At 31.9% G+C, this 18,696-nt stretch carries 16 protein-coding genes; all 16 read left to right on the forward strand.

Features of this window, described 5'->3' with window-relative positions:
• The first annotated feature begins 25 nt into the window (after positions 1 to 25).
• Positions 26 to 1,030, forward strand: coding sequence for a mannose-1-phosphate guanylyltransferase (locus tag HNQ00_RS02715; protein ID WP_173836806.1), 1,005 nt, complete (start codon positions 26 to 28; stop codon positions 1,028 to 1,030).
• A gap of 296 nt (positions 1,031 to 1,326) precedes the next feature.
• Entirely contained in the window at positions 1,327 to 3,735 is a 2,409-nt protein-coding gene (locus HNQ00_RS02720; RefSeq protein WP_173836807.1) for an SLBB domain-containing protein, read from the forward strand.
• Between the two features lie 9 nt (positions 3,736 to 3,744).
• Positions 3,745 to 4,818 (forward strand): Wzz/FepE/Etk N-terminal domain-containing protein, encoded by a 1,074-nt coding sequence (locus tag HNQ00_RS02725; protein ID WP_173836808.1) that lies wholly within the window; start codon positions 3,745 to 3,747, stop codon positions 4,816 to 4,818.
• A gap of 297 nt (positions 4,819 to 5,115) precedes the next feature.
• Entirely contained in the window at positions 5,116 to 6,390 is a 1,275-nt protein-coding gene (locus HNQ00_RS02730; protein WP_173836809.1) for a nucleotide sugar dehydrogenase, read from the forward strand.
• A 16-nt stretch (positions 6,391 to 6,406) separates the two neighbouring features.
• Positions 6,407 to 7,861: an oligosaccharide flippase family protein gene (locus HNQ00_RS02735; protein WP_173836810.1), complete on the forward strand. Its 1,455-nt coding sequence runs from the start codon at positions 6,407 to 6,409 to the stop codon at positions 7,859 to 7,861.
• Between the two features lie 131 nt (positions 7,862 to 7,992).
• Complete coding sequence (locus HNQ00_RS02740) at positions 7,993 to 9,198, forward strand: hypothetical protein (protein WP_173836811.1); 1,206 nt, start codon at positions 7,993 to 7,995, stop codon at positions 9,196 to 9,198.
• Positions 9,188 to 10,201, forward strand: coding sequence for a glycosyltransferase family protein (locus tag HNQ00_RS02745; protein WP_173836812.1), 1,014 nt, complete (start codon positions 9,188 to 9,190; stop codon positions 10,199 to 10,201). Before HNQ00_RS02740 ends, HNQ00_RS02745 begins: the two co-directional genes overlap by 11 nt.
• 225 nt (positions 10,202 to 10,426) lie before the next feature.
• On the forward strand, positions 10,427 to 11,542 hold the full coding sequence (locus HNQ00_RS02750; protein WP_173836813.1) for a glycosyltransferase: 1,116 nt from the start codon (positions 10,427 to 10,429) through the stop codon (positions 11,540 to 11,542).
• Positions 11,526 to 12,662 carry a right-handed parallel beta-helix repeat-containing protein gene (locus HNQ00_RS02755; protein ID WP_173836814.1) on the forward strand — a complete coding sequence of 379 codons (1,137 nt, stop codon included), beginning with the start codon at positions 11,526 to 11,528 and terminating at the stop codon, positions 12,660 to 12,662. The genes HNQ00_RS02750 and HNQ00_RS02755 overlap by 17 nt, the downstream gene beginning before the upstream one ends.
• Before the next feature lie 27 nt (positions 12,663 to 12,689).
• A complete protein-coding gene (locus tag HNQ00_RS02760; RefSeq protein ID WP_173836815.1) occupies positions 12,690 to 13,838 on the forward strand; it encodes a glycosyltransferase family 4 protein in 1,149 nt (382 codons plus the stop codon).
• Positions 13,831 to 14,433, forward strand: a complete 603-nt coding sequence (locus tag HNQ00_RS02765; RefSeq protein ID WP_173836816.1) for a sugar transferase — start codon at positions 13,831 to 13,833, stop codon at positions 14,431 to 14,433. Before HNQ00_RS02760 ends, HNQ00_RS02765 begins: the two co-directional genes overlap by 8 nt.
• A gap of 1 nt (position 14,434) precedes the next feature.
• Positions 14,435 to 15,046 carry an acetyltransferase gene (locus HNQ00_RS02770; RefSeq protein ID WP_173836817.1) on the forward strand — a complete coding sequence of 204 codons (612 nt, stop codon included), beginning with the start codon at positions 14,435 to 14,437 and terminating at the stop codon, positions 15,044 to 15,046.
• Complete coding sequence (locus tag HNQ00_RS02775; RefSeq protein WP_173836818.1) at positions 15,039 to 16,190, forward strand: DegT/DnrJ/EryC1/StrS family aminotransferase; 1,152 nt, start codon at positions 15,039 to 15,041, stop codon at positions 16,188 to 16,190. Before HNQ00_RS02770 ends, HNQ00_RS02775 begins: the two co-directional genes overlap by 8 nt.
• 5 nt (positions 16,191 to 16,195) lie before the next feature.
• Positions 16,196 to 16,744 carry a dTDP-4-dehydrorhamnose 3,5-epimerase gene (gene rfbC / locus HNQ00_RS02780; RefSeq protein WP_173836819.1) on the forward strand — a complete coding sequence of 183 codons (549 nt, stop codon included), beginning with the start codon at positions 16,196 to 16,198 and terminating at the stop codon, positions 16,742 to 16,744.
• Positions 16,744 to 17,598, forward strand: a complete 855-nt coding sequence (gene rfbD / locus HNQ00_RS02785; protein ID WP_173836820.1) for a dTDP-4-dehydrorhamnose reductase — start codon at positions 16,744 to 16,746, stop codon at positions 17,596 to 17,598. Before rfbC ends, rfbD begins: the two co-directional genes overlap by 1 nt.
• A 33-nt stretch (positions 17,599 to 17,631) precedes the next feature.
• Positions 17,632 to 18,681, forward strand: coding sequence for a dTDP-glucose 4,6-dehydratase (gene rfbB / locus HNQ00_RS02790; protein WP_173837116.1), 1,050 nt, complete (start codon positions 17,632 to 17,634; stop codon positions 18,679 to 18,681).
• Positions 18,682 to 18,696: the final 15 nt, after the last annotated feature.

The following is an 18,696-nucleotide window of genomic DNA, read 5'->3' on the forward strand; positions in this document are numbered from 1 at the left end:
TATCTAATATATAAATTACGTAAATATGGAAAAAAAATCAATTTCGCACGTCATTCTTACAGGAGGAGTAGGAAGCCGTCTTTGGCCACTTTCAAGAAAATCGAGACCAAAACAATATTTGGATATATTTGATGGTAAGTCACTGTTTGAAATGACTGTAGATCGTAACAGTAATATTGCAAACAAAATAATGGTTGTCGGGAATATTGATAACTGCCATTTAAGTAAAGCAATTTTAGAAAAGAGCAATAGCAGTTATGTTGATATCATAGAATCAACACCTAGAAACACTGCTGCTGCTATTGCATTTGCTGCATTCGCCTCTAACCCTGAGGATGTTTTAATAGTAACTCCTTCAGATCACATTATAGGTGATATGAAATCTTATGAAGAAGCTATCGATGAAGCTATTCTTAAAGCAAATGAAGGGTATATCGTTACTTTTGGGATCATTCCTACAAAGCCTGAAATAGGTTATGGTTATATTGAAAGAAAAGGGGACGATGTGATTTCGTTTAGAGAAAAGCCAAACCAAGTTACTGCAGCTGATTTTATTGCTAAAGGGGATTTTTTATGGAACAGTGGAATGTTTTGTTTTAAAGCATCAGTATTTTTAGATGAATTAAAAACCTATGCTCCTAAAGTATATGAAAAGGCTAAAATTGCCTGGGATAAAAATGTAGATGGAGTCATAGATCTTGCTGCATCAATGGAAATTCCATCTATCAGTGTAGATTATGCAGTAATGGAAAGAAGTAAAAAAATCAAGGTAGTTTCTTCTAAATTTATATGGTCAGATTTGGGCTCTTTTGAATCTGTTTATGATTATTTAGTGAGTATAGGTCACCCTATAGATAAAAATAGGAATATGGTTATAGGTACTGATAAGTTTACTTCATTTATAGGAATGAAAGATGCCATATTCATCTATACTGATACGGCGCATTTAATTCTACAAAAGGAATTTTCACAAGACGTCAAAAATGTTTATGGAATGCTAGAGCGTGATAATCCATCATTATTGAGTTAAAACTACCATCTGTTTATGATATATAACATTAAAATGTACTAACCAAATAAGGTGATATTACTATAGCTATGTAGTTGGTCCGTTGTTTAATATGGAGTTGATTTTGTATTTAAATATTATTGTAGTGTTAAAGCTTTATTAAAAATTTCGTTTTAGCTATATTTGCCAAAAATCAGGAGATATTATTTTTATTAAACTCATACTAATATTTTCTGATAATGTGCGTTGTAAGTATGCTTTTTGTGACTTGCAGTGGCGTAGCCGTTCAATTAACCGAAATTTAGAATTCAAATTATATGAAAAAAATAATGTTCGCGATGCTGCTATTTGTATCGTTATTAATGGGTCATGATAGTGCAGCTCAAAGTGCATTGCAATCTAGGGATCTCACTACGATCAATGTAGATAACTTATCACCTAGTGATATTGCTAACATACAATCTCAGTTGTCAAGTAATAATATGACGATTGATCAAGCACAATCAGGTTTACTGGCAAAAGGATTGAGTGCGTCTGAATTTGAAAAGTTAAAAGGAAGATTGTCAAATAATAGCGTCCCAGCCTTACAAAATAGTACTGCAGCTCAGTCAGCTGGGGCAGTTCAGCAATTAGAAATAACTAATGTTAAAGTCAAAGATACTGAAAACGCATTAATTTTTGGTTCGGAGCTATTTGATAATCCAACGCTTAATTTCGCTCCCGATTTACAGTTGGCAACTCCAGTAAATTACGTTTTAGGACCTGGTGATGAATTGCAAATCAGTGTGTACGGAGTGCAATTATACAACGCCACAATCAAAGTGAGTCCTGAAGGTAAAATAGCAATTGATGCTGTAGGACAGCTATATGTCTCAGGGATGACAATTGAAGCTGCCACTCAGAAAATTAGAAATGCAATCGCAGCTGTATACAGTACCGTAGCTTCAGGTCAATCGCAAGTTAGCGTGAGTTTAGGTAAAATTAGAACAATTAAAGTTACCATTATTGGAGGGAAGCAACCAGGTAATTATTCCGTTTCGTCTTTAGCTTCTGTTTATAATGCCTTGCATTTAGCTGGTGGGCCGTCAAAAAATGGTACTTATAGAAATATTGAATTAATTAGAAATAATCAAGTCATAAAATATATTGATATTTATGATTTTCTAGTAAAGGGAGACCAGTCGGCAAACGTTAATTTAAAAGACAATGATGTTATCCGTATTCCGGCATATACAAAAAGAGTTACTGTAGAGGGAGAGGTAAAACGTCCTGGAATATTCGAATTGAAAAAAGGAGAAACCTTCGCGGCATTATTAAGTTTTACATCTGGTTTTAGTGAATCTGCTTACACTGCTTCCGTAAATGTGATACAAAAAACAAGTAAAGAGTTTAAAGTGCAAGACATTAGTAATTCTGAGTTTGCAACATATATTCCACAGGCAGGAGACATCTACAAAGTAAATAAAATTTTAAATAGGTTTGAAAATCGAATTGCTATTGAGGGTGCCGTATTTAGACCAGATACATACTCCTTTACAGAAGGAATGCGTGTTTCAGATTTAATTGCGAAAGCTGATGGGTTAAAAGAGGATGCCTACAGTAAAAGAGCGAGAATACTGCGTATCACTGCTAACTTAACGGCCGAAGTCATCAATGTTGATTTAGAAAACGCTTTGTCAGGTAACGTAGAAGCTGATATTCTATTAAATAAGGAGGATGTTCTTACAGTATATTCCATTCTCGATTTTACTGAAGAATATAAGGTTACCATTGATGGCGAAATCAAAAACCCTGGTGTGTACGATTTTTACTCAGGTTTAACGTTAAATGACCTATTGATTCAAGCAGGCGGCTTAGCTGGTTCTGCATCAAAAAGAGTTGAAATAGCGAGAATGATTGTTTCAGAAGATATTGATAATAACAATCCAAACAAGGCAGAGTTATTCAATATCGAAATAAGTCCTTCTAACAACGAGCAAGTAAAGAATTTTGTACTGAAACCATTTGATGTTATCAACATTAGAAGAATGGCTGTTTATGATAAGCCACAATCTGTTAGTGTTGTTGGCGCAGTACATTATGCAGGTAAATATGTTTTAGCAAGTAAAAAATCAAAAATAGCTGACATTATTGAACGAGCGGGAGGTTTAACCACTTTAGCTGATTTTAGTGGTGTGAAAATCAAAAGGCCTATTCAAGCCAAACAAATAGAAGCAGTAGAAAATGTTGATCTAAACCTTGGTCTAAACGATAGTATTCAGAAGAATATTGAAAAAAGATTGAAAGATGACGTTAAGTATGCTATTATACCAGTTGATTGGAAAGCAATTGTGAAGAATCCTTTAAGTAGTACAAATGTTAGGTTATTGCCTGGGGATATTATTGAGGTTGGTACTTTTAATGAAGGGGTTAAAGTGGCTGGAAATGTTTTATTAACTTCTGAGATTCCTTACAGTAAAGGAAAGGGATTTAGGTACTATTTGGATGCGGTAGGTGGACTTGATGCTAAAGCATGGAAAAAGAAAGCGTATATCATTTACCCGAATGGTAAAGCCGCAGTTACACATTCTTTCTTATTTATAAAATCATACCCAAAAGTTACTCCAGGATCGCAAATTATTGTTCCAGAAAAACCGGAATCGACAAAACTAAATACAACAGAGGTAGTAAGTATAGGTAGTGTGATTGCGAGTTTAGCATTACTGATTATTACCGCTTTTAAATAATAGCTAGAGATGGATGTACATAATTACAATGGAAAGATCATCACAAATGATGACATATCGCTAAAAGAAGTTGTTATTAAAGGGAAGGAATGGTTTGATCATTTATTATCGAAATGGAAATTAATACTTATTGTTAGTAGTCTAGGTGCTTTTTTAGGTTTGACATACTCTTTTATTAGTAAGCCTTTATATAAGGCTAATCTTAGTTTTGTAATTGAGGATGATAAAGCTGGTGGTGGGCTAAGTAGTGCTATGGGTTTAGCAAGTACCTTCGGTATAGATTTAGGCGGTGGTGGCGGTAGCATGTTCTCTAGCGCTAACTTAATAGAACTATTTAAATCGCGCTCTATGGTTGAAAAAGCGTTGCTAAGCAATGTCAGTTTAGATGGGAGTAAAATTACATTAGCCGAAATGTATATTCAGAGTCATGGCTGGAGAGATAAATGGAATGAAAATCCTGAACTAAAGTTATTAACTTTCGAGACTAGTAAAGATCAAAAACAAACTATTAGAGCTAAAGACAGTATTTTAGGGGTGATATACAACGATCTTTCTAAAAACTGCTTGAATGTAGAGCAAAAAGATATTAAGGTTTCTATAATTAATATTAACATGTCTTCAAATGATGAGCTCTTTGCTAAATTATTTACTGAAGGTTTAGTTAGGCAAGTTTCGAATTTCTATATTGAGACCAAGAGTAAGAAGTCACGTGAAAACATGCTCATTCTGCAGCGTCAAACTGATTCGATTAGAGGTGCATTGAACGGCGCCATTACAGGTGTAGCTGTCGCTAATGATAATACCTTTAATTTGAATCCTGCATTTAATGTGAAAAGGGCTCCGTCTGCTCGCAAGCAAGTAGATGTTCAGGCTAATACCGCCATACTTACTGAGCTGGTAAAGCAGACTGAGTTGGCAAAAGTAACTCTTAGAAAAGAAACACCTTTAATTCAAATCATAGATAAACCCATATTACCATTAGAGAGGGATAAACTTGGACCTATTAAAGGATTTGTAATCGGTGGATTTCTATCAACTTTTCTTATAAGTTTATTTTTAATTTTAAGAAGAAGTCTAAAATAGATAAAAATTTCAATAACAGATGAGGCTAGATTTACAGGTTTAAATTTGACTATATATTTCTTAGCAAAAAAATATAATATGATTCTAAAATCAATAACTTGAATGTTATTGATGGTCCCAATAGCACTGGGGAAATAATACATTCACTTGCAAGTATCGATAAAGCTTAACGACTGCTGGGGTACAATCTACAGTTTTCAAATTATGATGCTTCAAAAGAAGCTGTTAACAGATATTTTAATAACTTGAAATAACCTAAATTTTAAACTCATTGCCAAAATAATAAAAAATTAAAAAATGAAGAAAATTGCTATAATTGGACTTGGATACGTTGGATTACCTTTAGCTAGGTTATTTGCTACTAAATACCCAACATTGGGATTTGATATTAATGAAAGTAGAATTTCTGCATTAAATGCAGGCCACGACAGTACTCTAGAAGTAGATGATGATATTCTAAAAAGGGTATTAGTAGATCATCTGTCCGACAGTAAAGGTCTATTTTGTTCCAATAATTTAAAAGATTTAAAAGGGTGCAATATTTTTATAGTAACGGTTCCAACACCGGTGGATAAAAATAATAGGCCAGATTTGACTCCTTTGTACAAAGCAAGTGAGACAATAGGAAATGTTCTTAAAAAAGGAGATATAGTAATTTATGAATCTACGGTTTATCCTGGAGTTACAGAAGACGAATGTGTTCCTGTATTAGAGAAAATATCTGGTTTGAAATTTAATGAAGATTTCTTTGCAGGTTACTCTCCAGAGAGAATTAATCCGGGAGATAAAGAACATACAGTTGAAAAAATTCTAAAAGTGACTGCTGGGTCAACTCCAGAAATAGGTATTGTTGTAGATGAATTATATAAATCAGTTATTACTGCGGGTACACATCTAGCACCTACAATTAAGGTAGCTGAGGCTGCAAAAGTTATTGAAAATTCACAACGTGACATTAATATTGCATTTGTTAATGAATTAGCTAAGATTTTCAACTTAATGGATATTGACACACACGCTGTACTTGAAGCTGCTGGTACAAAATGGAATTTTTTACCTTTTAAACCAGGGTTAGTTGGAGGACATTGCATTGGTGTAGATCCTTATTACCTTGCTCAAAGAGCTCAAGAATATGGATACCATCCCGAAATTATCTTAGCGGGTAGAAGATTGAATGATAGCATGGGAGAATACGTTGCTTCTCAAGTTGTTAAGATTATGATTAAAAAAGGTATACCGGTTAATAACTCAAAATTATTAATGTTAGGTATAACGTTCAAGGAGAATTGTCCTGATGTGAGGAATACTAAAATTGTTGATGTTATCGCAGCCTTATCGGATTACGGTATTAATGTGACAATTTATGATCCATGGGCCAATCCACTTGAGGTTATGCATGAATATCAATTGAAAACTAGTACCACTATTCCTAACGATAAATTTGATGCAATTATTCTTGGTGTAGCTCATAAAGAATTTTTAGATTTAAATGTAGATAATCTAAAGAAAGACAACAGTATAATTTATGATGTAAAGGGAGTTTCTAATTTTAAGGTTGACGGCAAACTTTAATATATCTGTATTAAGATTGAACACATTTATAAAACATACTTTTATATACTTTTTAAGTAAAGGCTTACCAGGTATACTCTCTTTTTTAGCAATATTGTATTATTCTAAAAACTTAAGTCCTGAGGATTATGGTATTTATTCACTAATAATTAGTGTTGTAGGAATTGTTAATATCGTATGCTTTGATTGGTTCCGTTTTGGGATGTCACGTTTTCTACCTGAGTATATCGCCAGTGGAGAACGTGATGTTTTTTTACTATTTGTGAAAAATAAGATGAGAATAGCCATACTCATTTTTTCTGTTATTTGTTTTTTATGGTACCTGGCTATACCACTATTACCCAACATGGGAATTGATAGGGAATTTATTCTATATATAGGAGTTTTAGTTGTTTTGCAATACGTTTTTACTCTTTTGACACAGATATTTATTACTGAACTCAAACCCAAAAATTATATGTGGGCTAATTTTATACGGTCCTTTTTTGCAGTAGTTGTCAGTGTCTTATTTGTTTATTTAGGTTTTGGATATTTGAGTTTAATAATTGGTGCTATTGCAAGTTTTTTATTTTCTACCAGCTATTCTCTACTTAAAATTAATTTCCCGAAAAATTCCGCTAGTCTTACTATAGATAAAGTTTTACTAATTAAAATAACTCAATACAGTTTGCCCTTGTCTGCATCTGCAGGTTTGAGTTTTTTTCTTTCATATTCTAATCGATTTATCATTAATCATTATCGAAGTGTAGAGGAAACGGGATTGTTTTCCTTGGGTTTTGACTTTAGCCAGCAAACTATAGGAGTATTTATCTCAATAGCTGCGACTTCAGCATTTCCAATTGCAATGAAATTATTTACAGAACATGGCAATACCGAAAAATTACATTTGCATATGAACAAGTCTCTGCTGATGATATTTTTTATTGCCTTGCCAATAGTTATTATTTTTTGCTCTACATCTGTTGATTTATCAAATTTAATACTAGGTGAGAAATTCTCTCGACTAGACAACATGTTTCTTCCGATAGTCTCTGTGAATGCATTTGTGCTAGGAATTAAAAGTTACTATTTTGATCTTTTCTTTTACTTAAAGAAAGAAACCAAACTTCAAATGTTAATTTTATTAGCAGTAACAACTATTAATATCTCTTTAAACCTAATTTTTGTACCACAATATGGATATATAGCTGCTGTTTGGTGTAGTTCTGTGACAAGCACAATTGCCGTAGTAGGTACTTATTTTGCAACCAAGAAAATAATATATATACCAATAGACTTTGTGCCGATTTTTAAAATTATTCTTGCTGCTTTATTTATGTTTATTACCATGCAATTATATGGCAATGTAGTTGACGTATTTTGGCTTGCTATTAAAGTTGGTTCAGGAGTTTTAATTTTTCTATGTGTTGTGATCATAATTAACAAAAGAATATTCATTAATATTCTCAAATCGCTGGGTATAATATCTTAATCAGATGTGATATTAATCATAAATGGCTTTTAAATTATCATTTATCACTAAGTTTAAACTGTATTTATAACAGGTATTTGATTAGAGGTAAAGTTTTAAAATTAGTTCTATTAAAAGGTTAAATAATAATATTGAAAGAAAAATTAAATTTAGTTAAAGGCACAAGTTTTAAAAGATTGAATACTTTGACCTTTGTCGTTTTGCTCTTCATTGGAGTCTTTTCTCCCACTTCTGCTGGAGGGGTTATGAATTCATTTCTTACATTTATAGCTTTCGGATTTTTATTTATTATCCTTAGTATCTTTGTAAAAAAGAGATTAACGAAGTCGAACGTAATCTTGTTTTTGTTAATAAATGGTAGCCTTATTTTTTTTACTTTATCCGGTACTCTTATTCTCTCAACATATTCTTTTGGGATCTATCCAAATTTTTTATTCCTTAGTTGTCTGTTTTTGCTGGATCTAAAGAATATACAAGTTAACAAGAGTATTAATTTCTTCTTTCTCATATGTAGTTATTTAATAATTACTTTAGGTTTTGGAATAATTTTTAGAGTTATTCCCATACTAAATTTTATTCTAGATCATTATACTGCAGGTTACGATGCTTTGTTACCTAATATGTTATCTGGTCTTAAGCCAGTTGCTACGTTTGCAACACATTCTATTGCTGCACTGTTTCTTTTTATTTTTTTCTATTTAAATATCAAGGCCTATAAAAGTTTTAAAAAAAATATTTACTTATTGACAGCAGTTTTATTCTTGTTGTTACTATTATTTATTAGATCTAACAGTGCATTAGTTTTTATTTCATTTTCTTTTTTGATTTTATTTAAATTGTTTGTGTCAAATAAGTCTAGTTTGATTTATTTTGCTTTGTTGGTGATTTTAATAATTATCTATTTTGGTTTTATAGATGATAGTGTCATTTTATTTTTAAAAAATTTCGACATATCTTCAATTCTATCTAGTGATAAAAACGGTTTACAAGGTCGTTATTCATCAGCTTCACCATTACAAGTTACTATGGATTATATACTAAGTAACCCTTTTTCTCCATTAGGTCTTACTTATTCAGATAAGTTATATTATAGTGATTCAGGTTTTATTCTCTATTTTCTTCGCGGCTCTATTTTTTTGATGTTTGGTATTTATTTTGGATTCATTCTATTAATAAAAAACAATCTTTGCAACAATAGAGAAGCTTACTTTTTTATATTTATTACGCTACTGTTTGAAATAGGCTATCCTGTTTTATTATACATTAGATTTATATATTTTATACCGTTTTATATCGTTTATAGTAATCATTTAGATACAAGTTCCAATGAAAGTTAATGCATACACGACAGGATACCTTACGCCTAGTGCTCGATATAGAGTGAGACAGCTTGTACCTTACCTTGAGAAGAAGAACGTCACTGTTAGTGAGATGTTTTCTAGCGCTGGAGCTTTTCCTCCATCGGGTATAAACAATCAACTTATTTGGGCTGCAAAAAATCTTACTGAAAATGCTTTAAAAGTTTTGATGCAACCAGATGCAGATGTGACTTGGCTGCAGAAGGTAATGTTTTCTAAGCACTACACTTTTGAAAGATTTTTAAAAAATCCATTGATATTTGATGTTGATGATGCGATTTTTGTTAAGAATCGAGGGATATTTGCGCAGAAAATCGCGATGAAGGCAGATAGAGTAATTTGTGGAAACATTTTTTTAGCTGATTATTTCTCTAATTTTAATAAGAATATTGACATTATACCAACAGCTGTCGATCTATCTCGTTATGATTCTACTCCAAAAACATCTAACGATGATATTTTTTATATTTTATGGACAGGTAGTAGTTCAGGTTATCCTTTTGTTTACGAGATGGAGGAAGCACTGAAAGTTATAGTCGACAAATTTGATTTTGTAAAAATTAAAATAATATCGAATTCTCCACCTGATTTTAAATTGTTACAGTATGGCGACTTTGAGTTCTCTTATTGGTCTGAGGAAATTGAATTTAGCTCTATTAAAAACTGTCACTTAGGGATTATGCCTTTACCGGATAACATTCAAACTAGGGGAAAATGTAGTTACAAAATGTTATGTTACATGGCAGGAAAGTTGCCCGTTGTAGTCTCTGCTGTAGGTATGAATAATGATGTGCTAAAATTAGGAGAGATTGGGTTCGGAGTTAGTAATAATGATGAATGGGTAGATGCAATTGAAACAATTATAATGTCGAAAACTTTGCAAAATAGATTTGCAAACAATGGTCGTAGTGCAATCTTAAATAATTTTGATGTTAACATCATCGCTAATAAAGTTCATGATAGCTTTAGTAAATTAGTATGATTTTGAATTAATAATAATTGTTATAACATAATTGTTTATTCTCATAATGTGCCTTAAAATCCCAATAGATTGCATGTTTAACTTTGAATGTAGTTGTTTGATAAAAGATATAGTGTTAATAAAAGATGTATAATTTTTTGTTTTTCAAATATTTGCGTCTATATTTTATTTATAAAATAGTAGTATAATGACAAGTTTAAATCTCTAAAACAAGAAAACCAATTCATGAACAAGTCGCTAAAAAATAAAGCTTTAATTGTTCTACCTAATAACAAATTAGGTGGAGCTGAGCAGGTGCTGTTGATGCTTGTAGAAGGCTTAGCCAAGAAGAATTATGACATTGATGTGTTCTTCTTAAAATATTTCACTGATGGAGGTTGGAATGATATCGCAAACGTAACCTATATTATAGTTGATCAGAAAAGTGAGAAAAGAGGCTTTCTTAAATTTTTTCTTAAAATGATTTTTATCCGGAAGCAATATACGTTAGCTATTACGTCACACGTAGCTTGTACATCTTTAGTAGGTATTTTAAATTATTTCCACTGTTTAAAAATTAAAAAAGTAGTCTGTCGGGAGTCAACTTCAATTTTTAAAAGATTCACAGGATTAAAGAAAAAAAGTTATGAGTTTTTATACTGGATTGGTTATAAAAAAGTAGATCTTTTAATTTGTCAAACTAAATTCATGAAGGATCAATTAGTTGAAAATTTACCGTACTTAGAGAGTAGAACACATATTAAAGTGATGGACAATCCTATCAATATACAAATGATAGCAAAGTGTTCATTAGATACCATAACCACATTCGATCAAAATCAGAAAGAAAATAAAATTATTGTTACAGCTGGTCGACTCATTCAAGAAAAAGGCTTTGACATTTTGATAAAAAGTGTTAAGTTACTTATTGAAACTTATAATCCCAATATTTGTCTATATATATTAGGAGAGGGACCTGAGAGAGCTAAACTAGAGGCTCAAATAATAGCTTCGAATTTAAGTGACAATGTTTTTTTACTTGGATTTCAATCAAATGTTTATCCTTTTTTTAGAAAAGCAGATTTATGTATTGTTTCTTCACGAATTGAAGGTTTCCCAAATGTATTGCTACAAATGATGTCTCAGAACGTGAATGTCATTTCTACAAATTGTGCGGGAGGTATAACTGAAATTCCTGGTATTATAGTAGCCACTGAAACTACTGATATTAGTATTTTTAATGCATTAAAAAGAAGTTTAAGTCAATGCTCTTTATCTAATAGAATTTTATTTGATGAGTATCTAAATAAGAGGGATAGTACAATATATTTAAATAATATTTTACATGAAGTCAATTTGTAGTTTTTATTTTTTATTGTTTTTGCAAGTAAGCTGCATAAGTCAAAGTTATACTAAACTAAAAATTCCTTCAAATTATAAAAGGGTCAATAGTCTTAGTGAAAAATTTGTTGGAGAAAAAATTGATTCCTTAAATGCAAAAGCTTTTCAATTAAGCAAAGCATTACCTGAAAATTTCAATACACAGGGAAAAGTTGATTACACTGCCATTATCCAAGATGTTCTTAATAATAATGTTGTAGTTAACTTTCCTAATTGCCCATTATTAATAAATAGTACAGGTCTCACATTGAAGAGTAATAGTACTTTACTTTTTCCTAAAAATTCAAAGTTAGTTGCAATTGGAAATAATTTACCTAGTTATGAAATATTAAGAATTCACGATGTTAGTAATCTGTCGTTATATGCTCCTACAATAATTGGAGAAAGAGATTTACATACTAGTACAAAAGGGGAATGGGGAATGGGTATATCCATCAGAGGTAGCGAAGATGTTAAAGTATATAATGCAACTATATCAAATTGTTGGGGAGACGGCATTTATATTGGATCGGGAAAAGGTCCCAACATAAATATTGTGATAGAAAATGCTTCTTTAGACAATAATAGGAGAAATGGAATATCAGTTATTTCTGCAATAAATTTACAGATAATAAGTCCTTTAATATCAAATACTAATGGGATAAATCCTATGGCAGGCATAGATATTGAACCTAATACGAACGGAGAGGAATTACAAAATATAAATATCATTAATGCAATAACCTTTAATAATAAAAATAGAGGTATTTTATTGGCTTTAAACAATTTTTATGGACATACAATTAAAGATATTTCAATAAACATCCTTAATCATACTGACGATCAATCTGGTTTTGCAATAGGCATGTCACTCGATTCTCAAAAAGATTTAAATAGAAATAGCGTACAAGGACGCATTAATATTAAAAATTCGCTTTGGAAAAAAAGTAAGATTTCGCCTATCCAATTTTATGATTTAAAAAACGATCGCATTAAAGTTGATTTCACTAATAGTGTTATCGATAGTAAGTCAACTACCACAGCACAAATGCTTGGTATAAAGTTGAAATATAAGGATTTTGATTGGGTCAAATTTAAGTAGTATGAAATATTTAAGATTAAATTAAGAATGAGAAAATTAATTCGTATCACTACGGTACCAGTTTCTTTAAAAATATTACTGAAAGGGCAATGTAAATTCATGTCTGATTACTATGACGTCATTGGTATTTCCTCAGATGGTTCAGAGTTACAGAAAACAGCTTTAGACGAGAATATTACAGTAATTCCAGTTCAAATGACTAGAGTAATATCTCCGGTTAGGGATCTTGTAGCAGTTTATAATTTATTTCGAATTTTTAAAAGAGAAAAGCCATTTATTGTCCACACCCATACACCAAAAGCAGGAACTGTAGGGATGATTGCAGCAAAAATGGCAGGAGTTCCCAATAGATTACATACTGTAGCAGGCCTGCCTTTACTCGAAGTTACAGGTAATAAAAGAAGACTTTTGAATTTTGTTGAGAAAATTACTTATGGCTGCGCTACTAAAGTTTATCCCAATTCATTTGGTTTAAAAGAAATAATTATAAAAGAGAAATTTTGTAGAGCCCTAAAATTAAAAGTAATAGCAAATGGTAGTTCTAATGGTATAAACACTGATTATTTTAATAGTGAGGTTGCTGCTAGCAAAGTTGTTAATAGGGAACAATTGGGTATTTTTGAGAGTGAATTTGTGTTTATTTTTGTAGGAAGGTTGGTTTCAGACAAAGGGTTGAATGAGTTAGTTCAAGCTTTTAAGATTTTAAGTGCAGAATATAACAATGTCAAATTACTTTTGGTTGGAGGTTTTGAGAATGATCTAGATCCCCTACTTCCAAAAACAGTTGATGAAATTAACAGTAATAATAAAATCATATCGGTAGGGTATAAAAATGATGTTCGTCCATATTTTGCTTTAGCTAATGCTCTAGTTTTTCCAAGTTATAGAGAAGGCTTTCCTAATGTTGTTATGCAGGCAGGAGCTATGGGGCTACCTAGTATTGTATCAAATATTAATGGTTGTAATGAAATTGTAATAGAAGACTACACTGGAATAATAATACCTGTAAAAAGTGCTGATGCTATTTTTATAGCCATGAAAAAAATGATGGTAGATGAAGAATATTACATGAGTTTGAAGAAAAATGTAAGAAAAAGAATAGTTGAAAACTATGAGCAAAGCGTTGTATGGCAAGCTTTATTAAAAGAATATAAAAGTATAGAAATTAATGTATAAAGGTATTGTAAAAAGAGTTATTGATTTTTTAGCTGCACTTATTGGCTTAATGCTATTAAGTCCATTATTGCTAATCGTTACGATAGGTCTGTATTTTGCAAATCAAGGAAAGCCTTTCTTCTTTCAGTTAAGACCTGGATTAAATGGAGTGATTTTTAAAATCGTAAAGTTCAAAACGATGAACGATAAGAAAGATGCTTCGGGTTTACTTTTGTCGGACCAGGAGAGACTTACCAAGATAGGAGCTTTTGTACGTAAAACATCATTAGATGAAATTCCGCAATTGATAAATGTGTTAAAAGGAGATATGAGCTTGATAGGTCCCCGACCATTATTACCGCAGTATTTATCATTATACAGTGATTTTCAAAGTAGGAGACATGAGGTCAAGCCTGGAATTACAGGATGGGCACAAGTCAATGGAAGGAATGCTATTTCTTGGCAAAAAAAATTTGAATATGATGTCTGGTATGTTGATAATTTTTCAATGGCTACAGATGTGAAGATTTTCTTTATGACTATTAAGAAAGTATTTATTAGTGAAGGTATAAACATGCAAGGGCAGGCAACTGCAGAAGCATTTAAAGGAAATTAAAATGTACTTATTTGGTGGAAGTGGACATTGCAAAGTTATAATAGATGTTATAAAAAATAATAATAATTCATATGAGATTACATCAATAATAGACGAAAATCCTATTTTAGATAAAATTTTTGGAATTAATATTGTTAGAGAAATAAAATTTAATGATGATGACGTACTTTTCATTGCAATAGGAAATAACAAAATAAGAAAAAAAATAAGTAGCAAATACAGCAATCTTAATTATCCAGTATTAATTCATTCTAATGCAATCATAGGAATTAATGTAAGTATAGCTCATGGTACGGTTATAATGGCAGGAGCCATTGTTAATCCAGATACAAGAATTGGTAAACAATGTATAGTTAATACCAGTGCTGTCATAGAACATGACAATGTAATAGAGGACTTTGTACATATATCTCCTAATGCTGCTCTTGCAGGAAATGTAAATGTTGGTGAAGGTACTCAAATAGGAATTGGAGCTTGTGTAATTCAAGGTGTGAAAATTGGCAAGTGGTGTACAATTGGAGCAGGATCTGTCGTTTTGAAAGATGTACCCGACTATGCTGTTGTAGTAGGAAATCCTGGTAAAATAATAAAATATAATCAAGAACATGAATAACTCAAAAATATGGCTTTCATCTCCACATATGGGAGGAAGTGAACAAAAATTTGTACAAGAAGCTTTTGATACTAATTGGGTAGCACCTCTTGGGCCTAATGTAAATGGCTTAGAGAAAGATTTAGAATTATATTTAGATAATAATGCACATGTTGGTGCTTTAAGTTCAGGAACTGCTGCCATACATTTAGGTTTAATATTGCTAGGTGTTAAGGCCGGCGATGAAGTGATTTGTCAAAGTATGACATTTTCAGCTTCAGCGAATCCTATATTATATTTAGGGGCAACGCCTGTATTCATAGACAGTGAATCAGATACTTGGAATCTTTGTCCAGTTGCCTTGGAAGAGGCAATTGTAGACAGAATTGCTAAAGGGAAAACTCCAAAAGCAATTATTGCAGTCCACTTATATGGTGTGCCATATAAAGTTGATGAGGTTAATGCTATTGCTAGAAAATACAATATTCCGGTTTTAGAAGACAGTGCCGAAGCTTTAGGAAGTTCTTATAAAGGACAAAAGTGCGGTACTCTAGGTGATATAGGTGTATTGTCATTTAATGGTAATAAGATTATAACAACATCTGGAGGTGGTGCGATAGTTACTAAGAGTAAAGAATTAAAGGATAGGGCTGTTTTTTTTGCAACTCAATCTCGAGATGACGCGCCTCACTACCAACACAGCCAAATAGGATATAATTATCGTATGAGTAATATTTGCGCAGGTATAGGCCGTGGGCAAATGGAAGTGTTAGATAAGCATGTTGGCTTACGTCGAGAAATGAATGCTTTTTATGAGAATTTATTTAAAGATATACCTGCTGTGACTGTCTTTAAAACAGACGAAAATATTTCTTTCTCAAATTATTGGTTGAGTGCTATCGAAATTGATGGTAATAATGAAATAGGAGTAACAAGTGAACAACTTAGACTATTCTTAGATGAAGCAAATATTGAATCACGTCCTTTATGGAAGCCGATGCATTTACAGCCTATATTTGAGCACTATCCCTACTATGGAGCCACTGTGTCGCAACGTTTATTTGAAAATGGTTTGTGTTTGCCTTCTGGTTCTAACTTAACAAATGAAGATAGGGAACGTATTAGATCTTCTGTTACTGCTTTTTTTAAAAATAAAGAATTATAACGAAAATGAAAATTGAAAATACTTTTATAGAAGACCTTATTGTAATTGAGCCTACTGTTTTTGGTGATGAGCGTGGATTTTTTTTTGAATCATATAGTGAAATTAAGTTTAAGGGATTAGGGATCAATATTGATTTCGTTCAAGATAATCAATCTTTTTCAAAACGAGGTACCTTAAGAGGATTGCATTATCAAAATCCGCCTTATGCTCAAACTAAATTAGTGCGTGTTTTAGAGGGGGAAATTATTGATGTAGCTGTAGATTTAAGAAAGGAATCGCCTACATTTGGAAAGGCTTTTAGCATTTTACTCTCATCAGATAATAAAAAACAGTTACTAGTTCCTCAGGGCTTTGCACATGGTTTTTCAGTAATTAGTGAAACGGCATCTGTTATGTACAAATGTGATCAATTTTATAATAAAGAATCTGAAGGCGGTATAAAATATGATGATCCATCATTAAGAATTGATTGGGGTATGAATCCAATTAATGCAATAGTATCTGAAAAAGATCAAATTTTACCATTTATTAACGAATGCAATAGTAAGTTTTAATGCAAAAAATTTTAGTTACTGGAGCAACAGGACAGTTAGGTTCTGAATTCAAAGTTTTGTCTAAGAATTATCCACAATTTGAATGGTTCTTTGCAGATAGAACGCAAGTATCCTTGGATAAAATTAATTTGTTAGGAGAACAATTGAAGAATATTCAGCCTAATATCATTTTAAATTGCGGGGCGTACACTGCTGTGGATAAAGCAGAAACAGAGAATGAATTAGCAGACATTGTAAATCATCAATCTGTTAGTATCTTAGCTAAATACGCAACAGAGAATAGCATTAAGTTAATTCATATATCAACTGATTACGTTTTTGATGGAACATCATCGATTGCTTTGAAAGAGGATGCATTGACTAATCCAATCAATGTTTATGGGATGACTAAACGTGCTGGAGAAACAGCAGCTTTGTCTATCAATTCTAATGTAATAATTATTAGAACATCATGGGTATATAGTCGTTTTGGTAACAATTTTGTCAAAACAATGAGACGCTTGCTTAAAGAACGTAATAGTTTAGGTGTGGTAGATGACCAAATAGGTTCTCCTACTTACGCGGCTGATTTAGCACAAGTAATGATGGATATATTGCAACATGATAATTGGATTCCTGGAGTTTACAATTATTCAAATGAAGGCGCAATAAGTTGGTGTGAATTTGTGTTAGCAATTCAAGAAATTACGGGAGATAAATGCGAAGTGAAAGGTATACCTACATCATCTTATCCAACTCCTGCAGCTCGTCCTGCTTTTTCACTGTTAGATAAATCAAAGATTAAAGAAGTTTATGGTATTACGGTGCCTAATTATAAAGAAAGTTTAAAAAACTGTTTAATAGTTCAATTTTAAATTGTAAACTTGAAAAATACAAGAGATAAAGAAATGAAAAAAATAGTAATTACCGGGGGTGCTGGATTTATTGGTTCACATGTGATACGTCGTTTTGTAAAAAGATATCCAGAGTGTCAAATATTTAATTTAGATGCTTTAACTTATGCGGGTAATTTAGAAAATATTAAAGATATTGAAAACGAACCGAATTACACGTTTATAAAAGGGGACATTGTTGATGCTGCTTTTATCGATTCTTTATTTGCTGAGCATCAGTTTGATGGGGTGCTACATTTGGCGGCAGAGTCACATGTTGACCGTTCTATTACAGATCCACTATCATTTGTAAAAACAAATGTTATTGGTACAATGAACTTGCTAAATGCTGCAAAAACAATTTGGAAAGACAATATGGATGAAAAAAGGTTCTATCACATTAGTACAGATGAGGTTTACGGAAGTTTAGGCGCAGAAGGTTTGTTTACGGAGACGACATCTTACGATCCTAATTCTCCCTATTCTGCATCAAAAGCAAGTTCAGATCATTTTGTTCGTGCATATGGAGAAACTTATGGTTTGCCTTATGTTTTGACCAATTGCTCAAATAATTACGGGCCTTTTCATTTTCCTGAAAAATTGATTCCGTTATTTATTAATAATATTATTCAAAACAAACCTTTACCTGTTTATGGTGACGGTAAATATACCCGTGATTGGTTATTTGTTGAAGATCATGCTGTTGCTATCGATTTAGTATTTCACAAAGGAGTAAATCACGATACCTATAACATTGGTGGCTTTAACGAATGGCAAAATATCGATTTGGTTAAATTGCTTTGCAAAATCATGGATGAGAAATTAGGTCGTGAGCTAGGAACCTCGGAGCGATTAATCTCGTATGTAAAAGACCGTCCAGGACATGATTTACGTTATGCCATTGATGCAACTAAAATAAATAAAGAATTAGGTTGGAAACCGTCAGTAACTTTTGAACAAGGATTAGAGAAAACGGTGAATTGGTACTTAGATAATCAAATTTGGTTGGATAACATTACATCAGGAGATTACGCTACTTATTACGAGAAACAATACGCGAAATAAAACAAATTTAGTTCG

The organism is Flavobacterium aeripolare (assembly GCF_013294025.1).
In the GTDB taxonomy this organism is placed as follows: Bacteria; Bacteroidota; Bacteroidia; order Flavobacteriales; family Flavobacteriaceae; genus Flavobacterium.

Bases quoted from the DNA above. Each gene is read 5' to 3' on its own strand.
- HNQ00_RS02715 (WP_173836806.1), top strand. From the start codon at position 26: ATGGAAAAAAAATCAATTTCGCACGTCATTCTTACAGGAGGAGTAGGA.
- HNQ00_RS02720 (WP_173836807.1), top strand. From the start codon at position 1,327: ATGAAAAAAATAATGTTCGCGATGCTGCTATTTGTATCGTTATTAATG.
- HNQ00_RS02725 (WP_173836808.1), top strand. From the start codon at position 3,745: ATGGATGTACATAATTACAATGGAAAGATCATCACAAATGATGACATA.
- HNQ00_RS02730 (WP_173836809.1), top strand. From the start codon at position 5,116: ATGAAGAAAATTGCTATAATTGGACTTGGATACGTTGGATTACCTTTA.
- HNQ00_RS02745 (WP_173836812.1), top strand. From the start codon at position 9,188: ATGAAAGTTAATGCATACACGACAGGATACCTTACGCCTAGTGCTCGA.
- HNQ00_RS02750 (WP_173836813.1), top strand. From the start codon at position 10,427: ATGAACAAGTCGCTAAAAAATAAAGCTTTAATTGTTCTACCTAATAAC.
- HNQ00_RS02755 (WP_173836814.1), top strand. From the start codon at position 11,526: ATGAAGTCAATTTGTAGTTTTTATTTTTTATTGTTTTTGCAAGTAAGC.
- HNQ00_RS02760 (WP_173836815.1), top strand. From the start codon at position 12,690: ATGAGAAAATTAATTCGTATCACTACGGTACCAGTTTCTTTAAAAATA.
- HNQ00_RS02765 (WP_173836816.1), top strand. From the start codon at position 13,831: ATGTATAAAGGTATTGTAAAAAGAGTTATTGATTTTTTAGCTGCACTT.
- HNQ00_RS02770 (WP_173836817.1), top strand. From the start codon at position 14,435: ATGTACTTATTTGGTGGAAGTGGACATTGCAAAGTTATAATAGATGTT.
- HNQ00_RS02775 (WP_173836818.1), top strand. From the start codon at position 15,039: ATGAATAACTCAAAAATATGGCTTTCATCTCCACATATGGGAGGAAGT.
- rfbC (WP_173836819.1), top strand. From the start codon at position 16,196: ATGAAAATTGAAAATACTTTTATAGAAGACCTTATTGTAATTGAGCCT.
- rfbD (WP_173836820.1), top strand. From the start codon at position 16,744: ATGCAAAAAATTTTAGTTACTGGAGCAACAGGACAGTTAGGTTCTGAA.
- rfbB (WP_173837116.1), top strand. From the start codon at position 17,632: ATGAAAAAAATAGTAATTACCGGGGGTGCTGGATTTATTGGTTCACAT.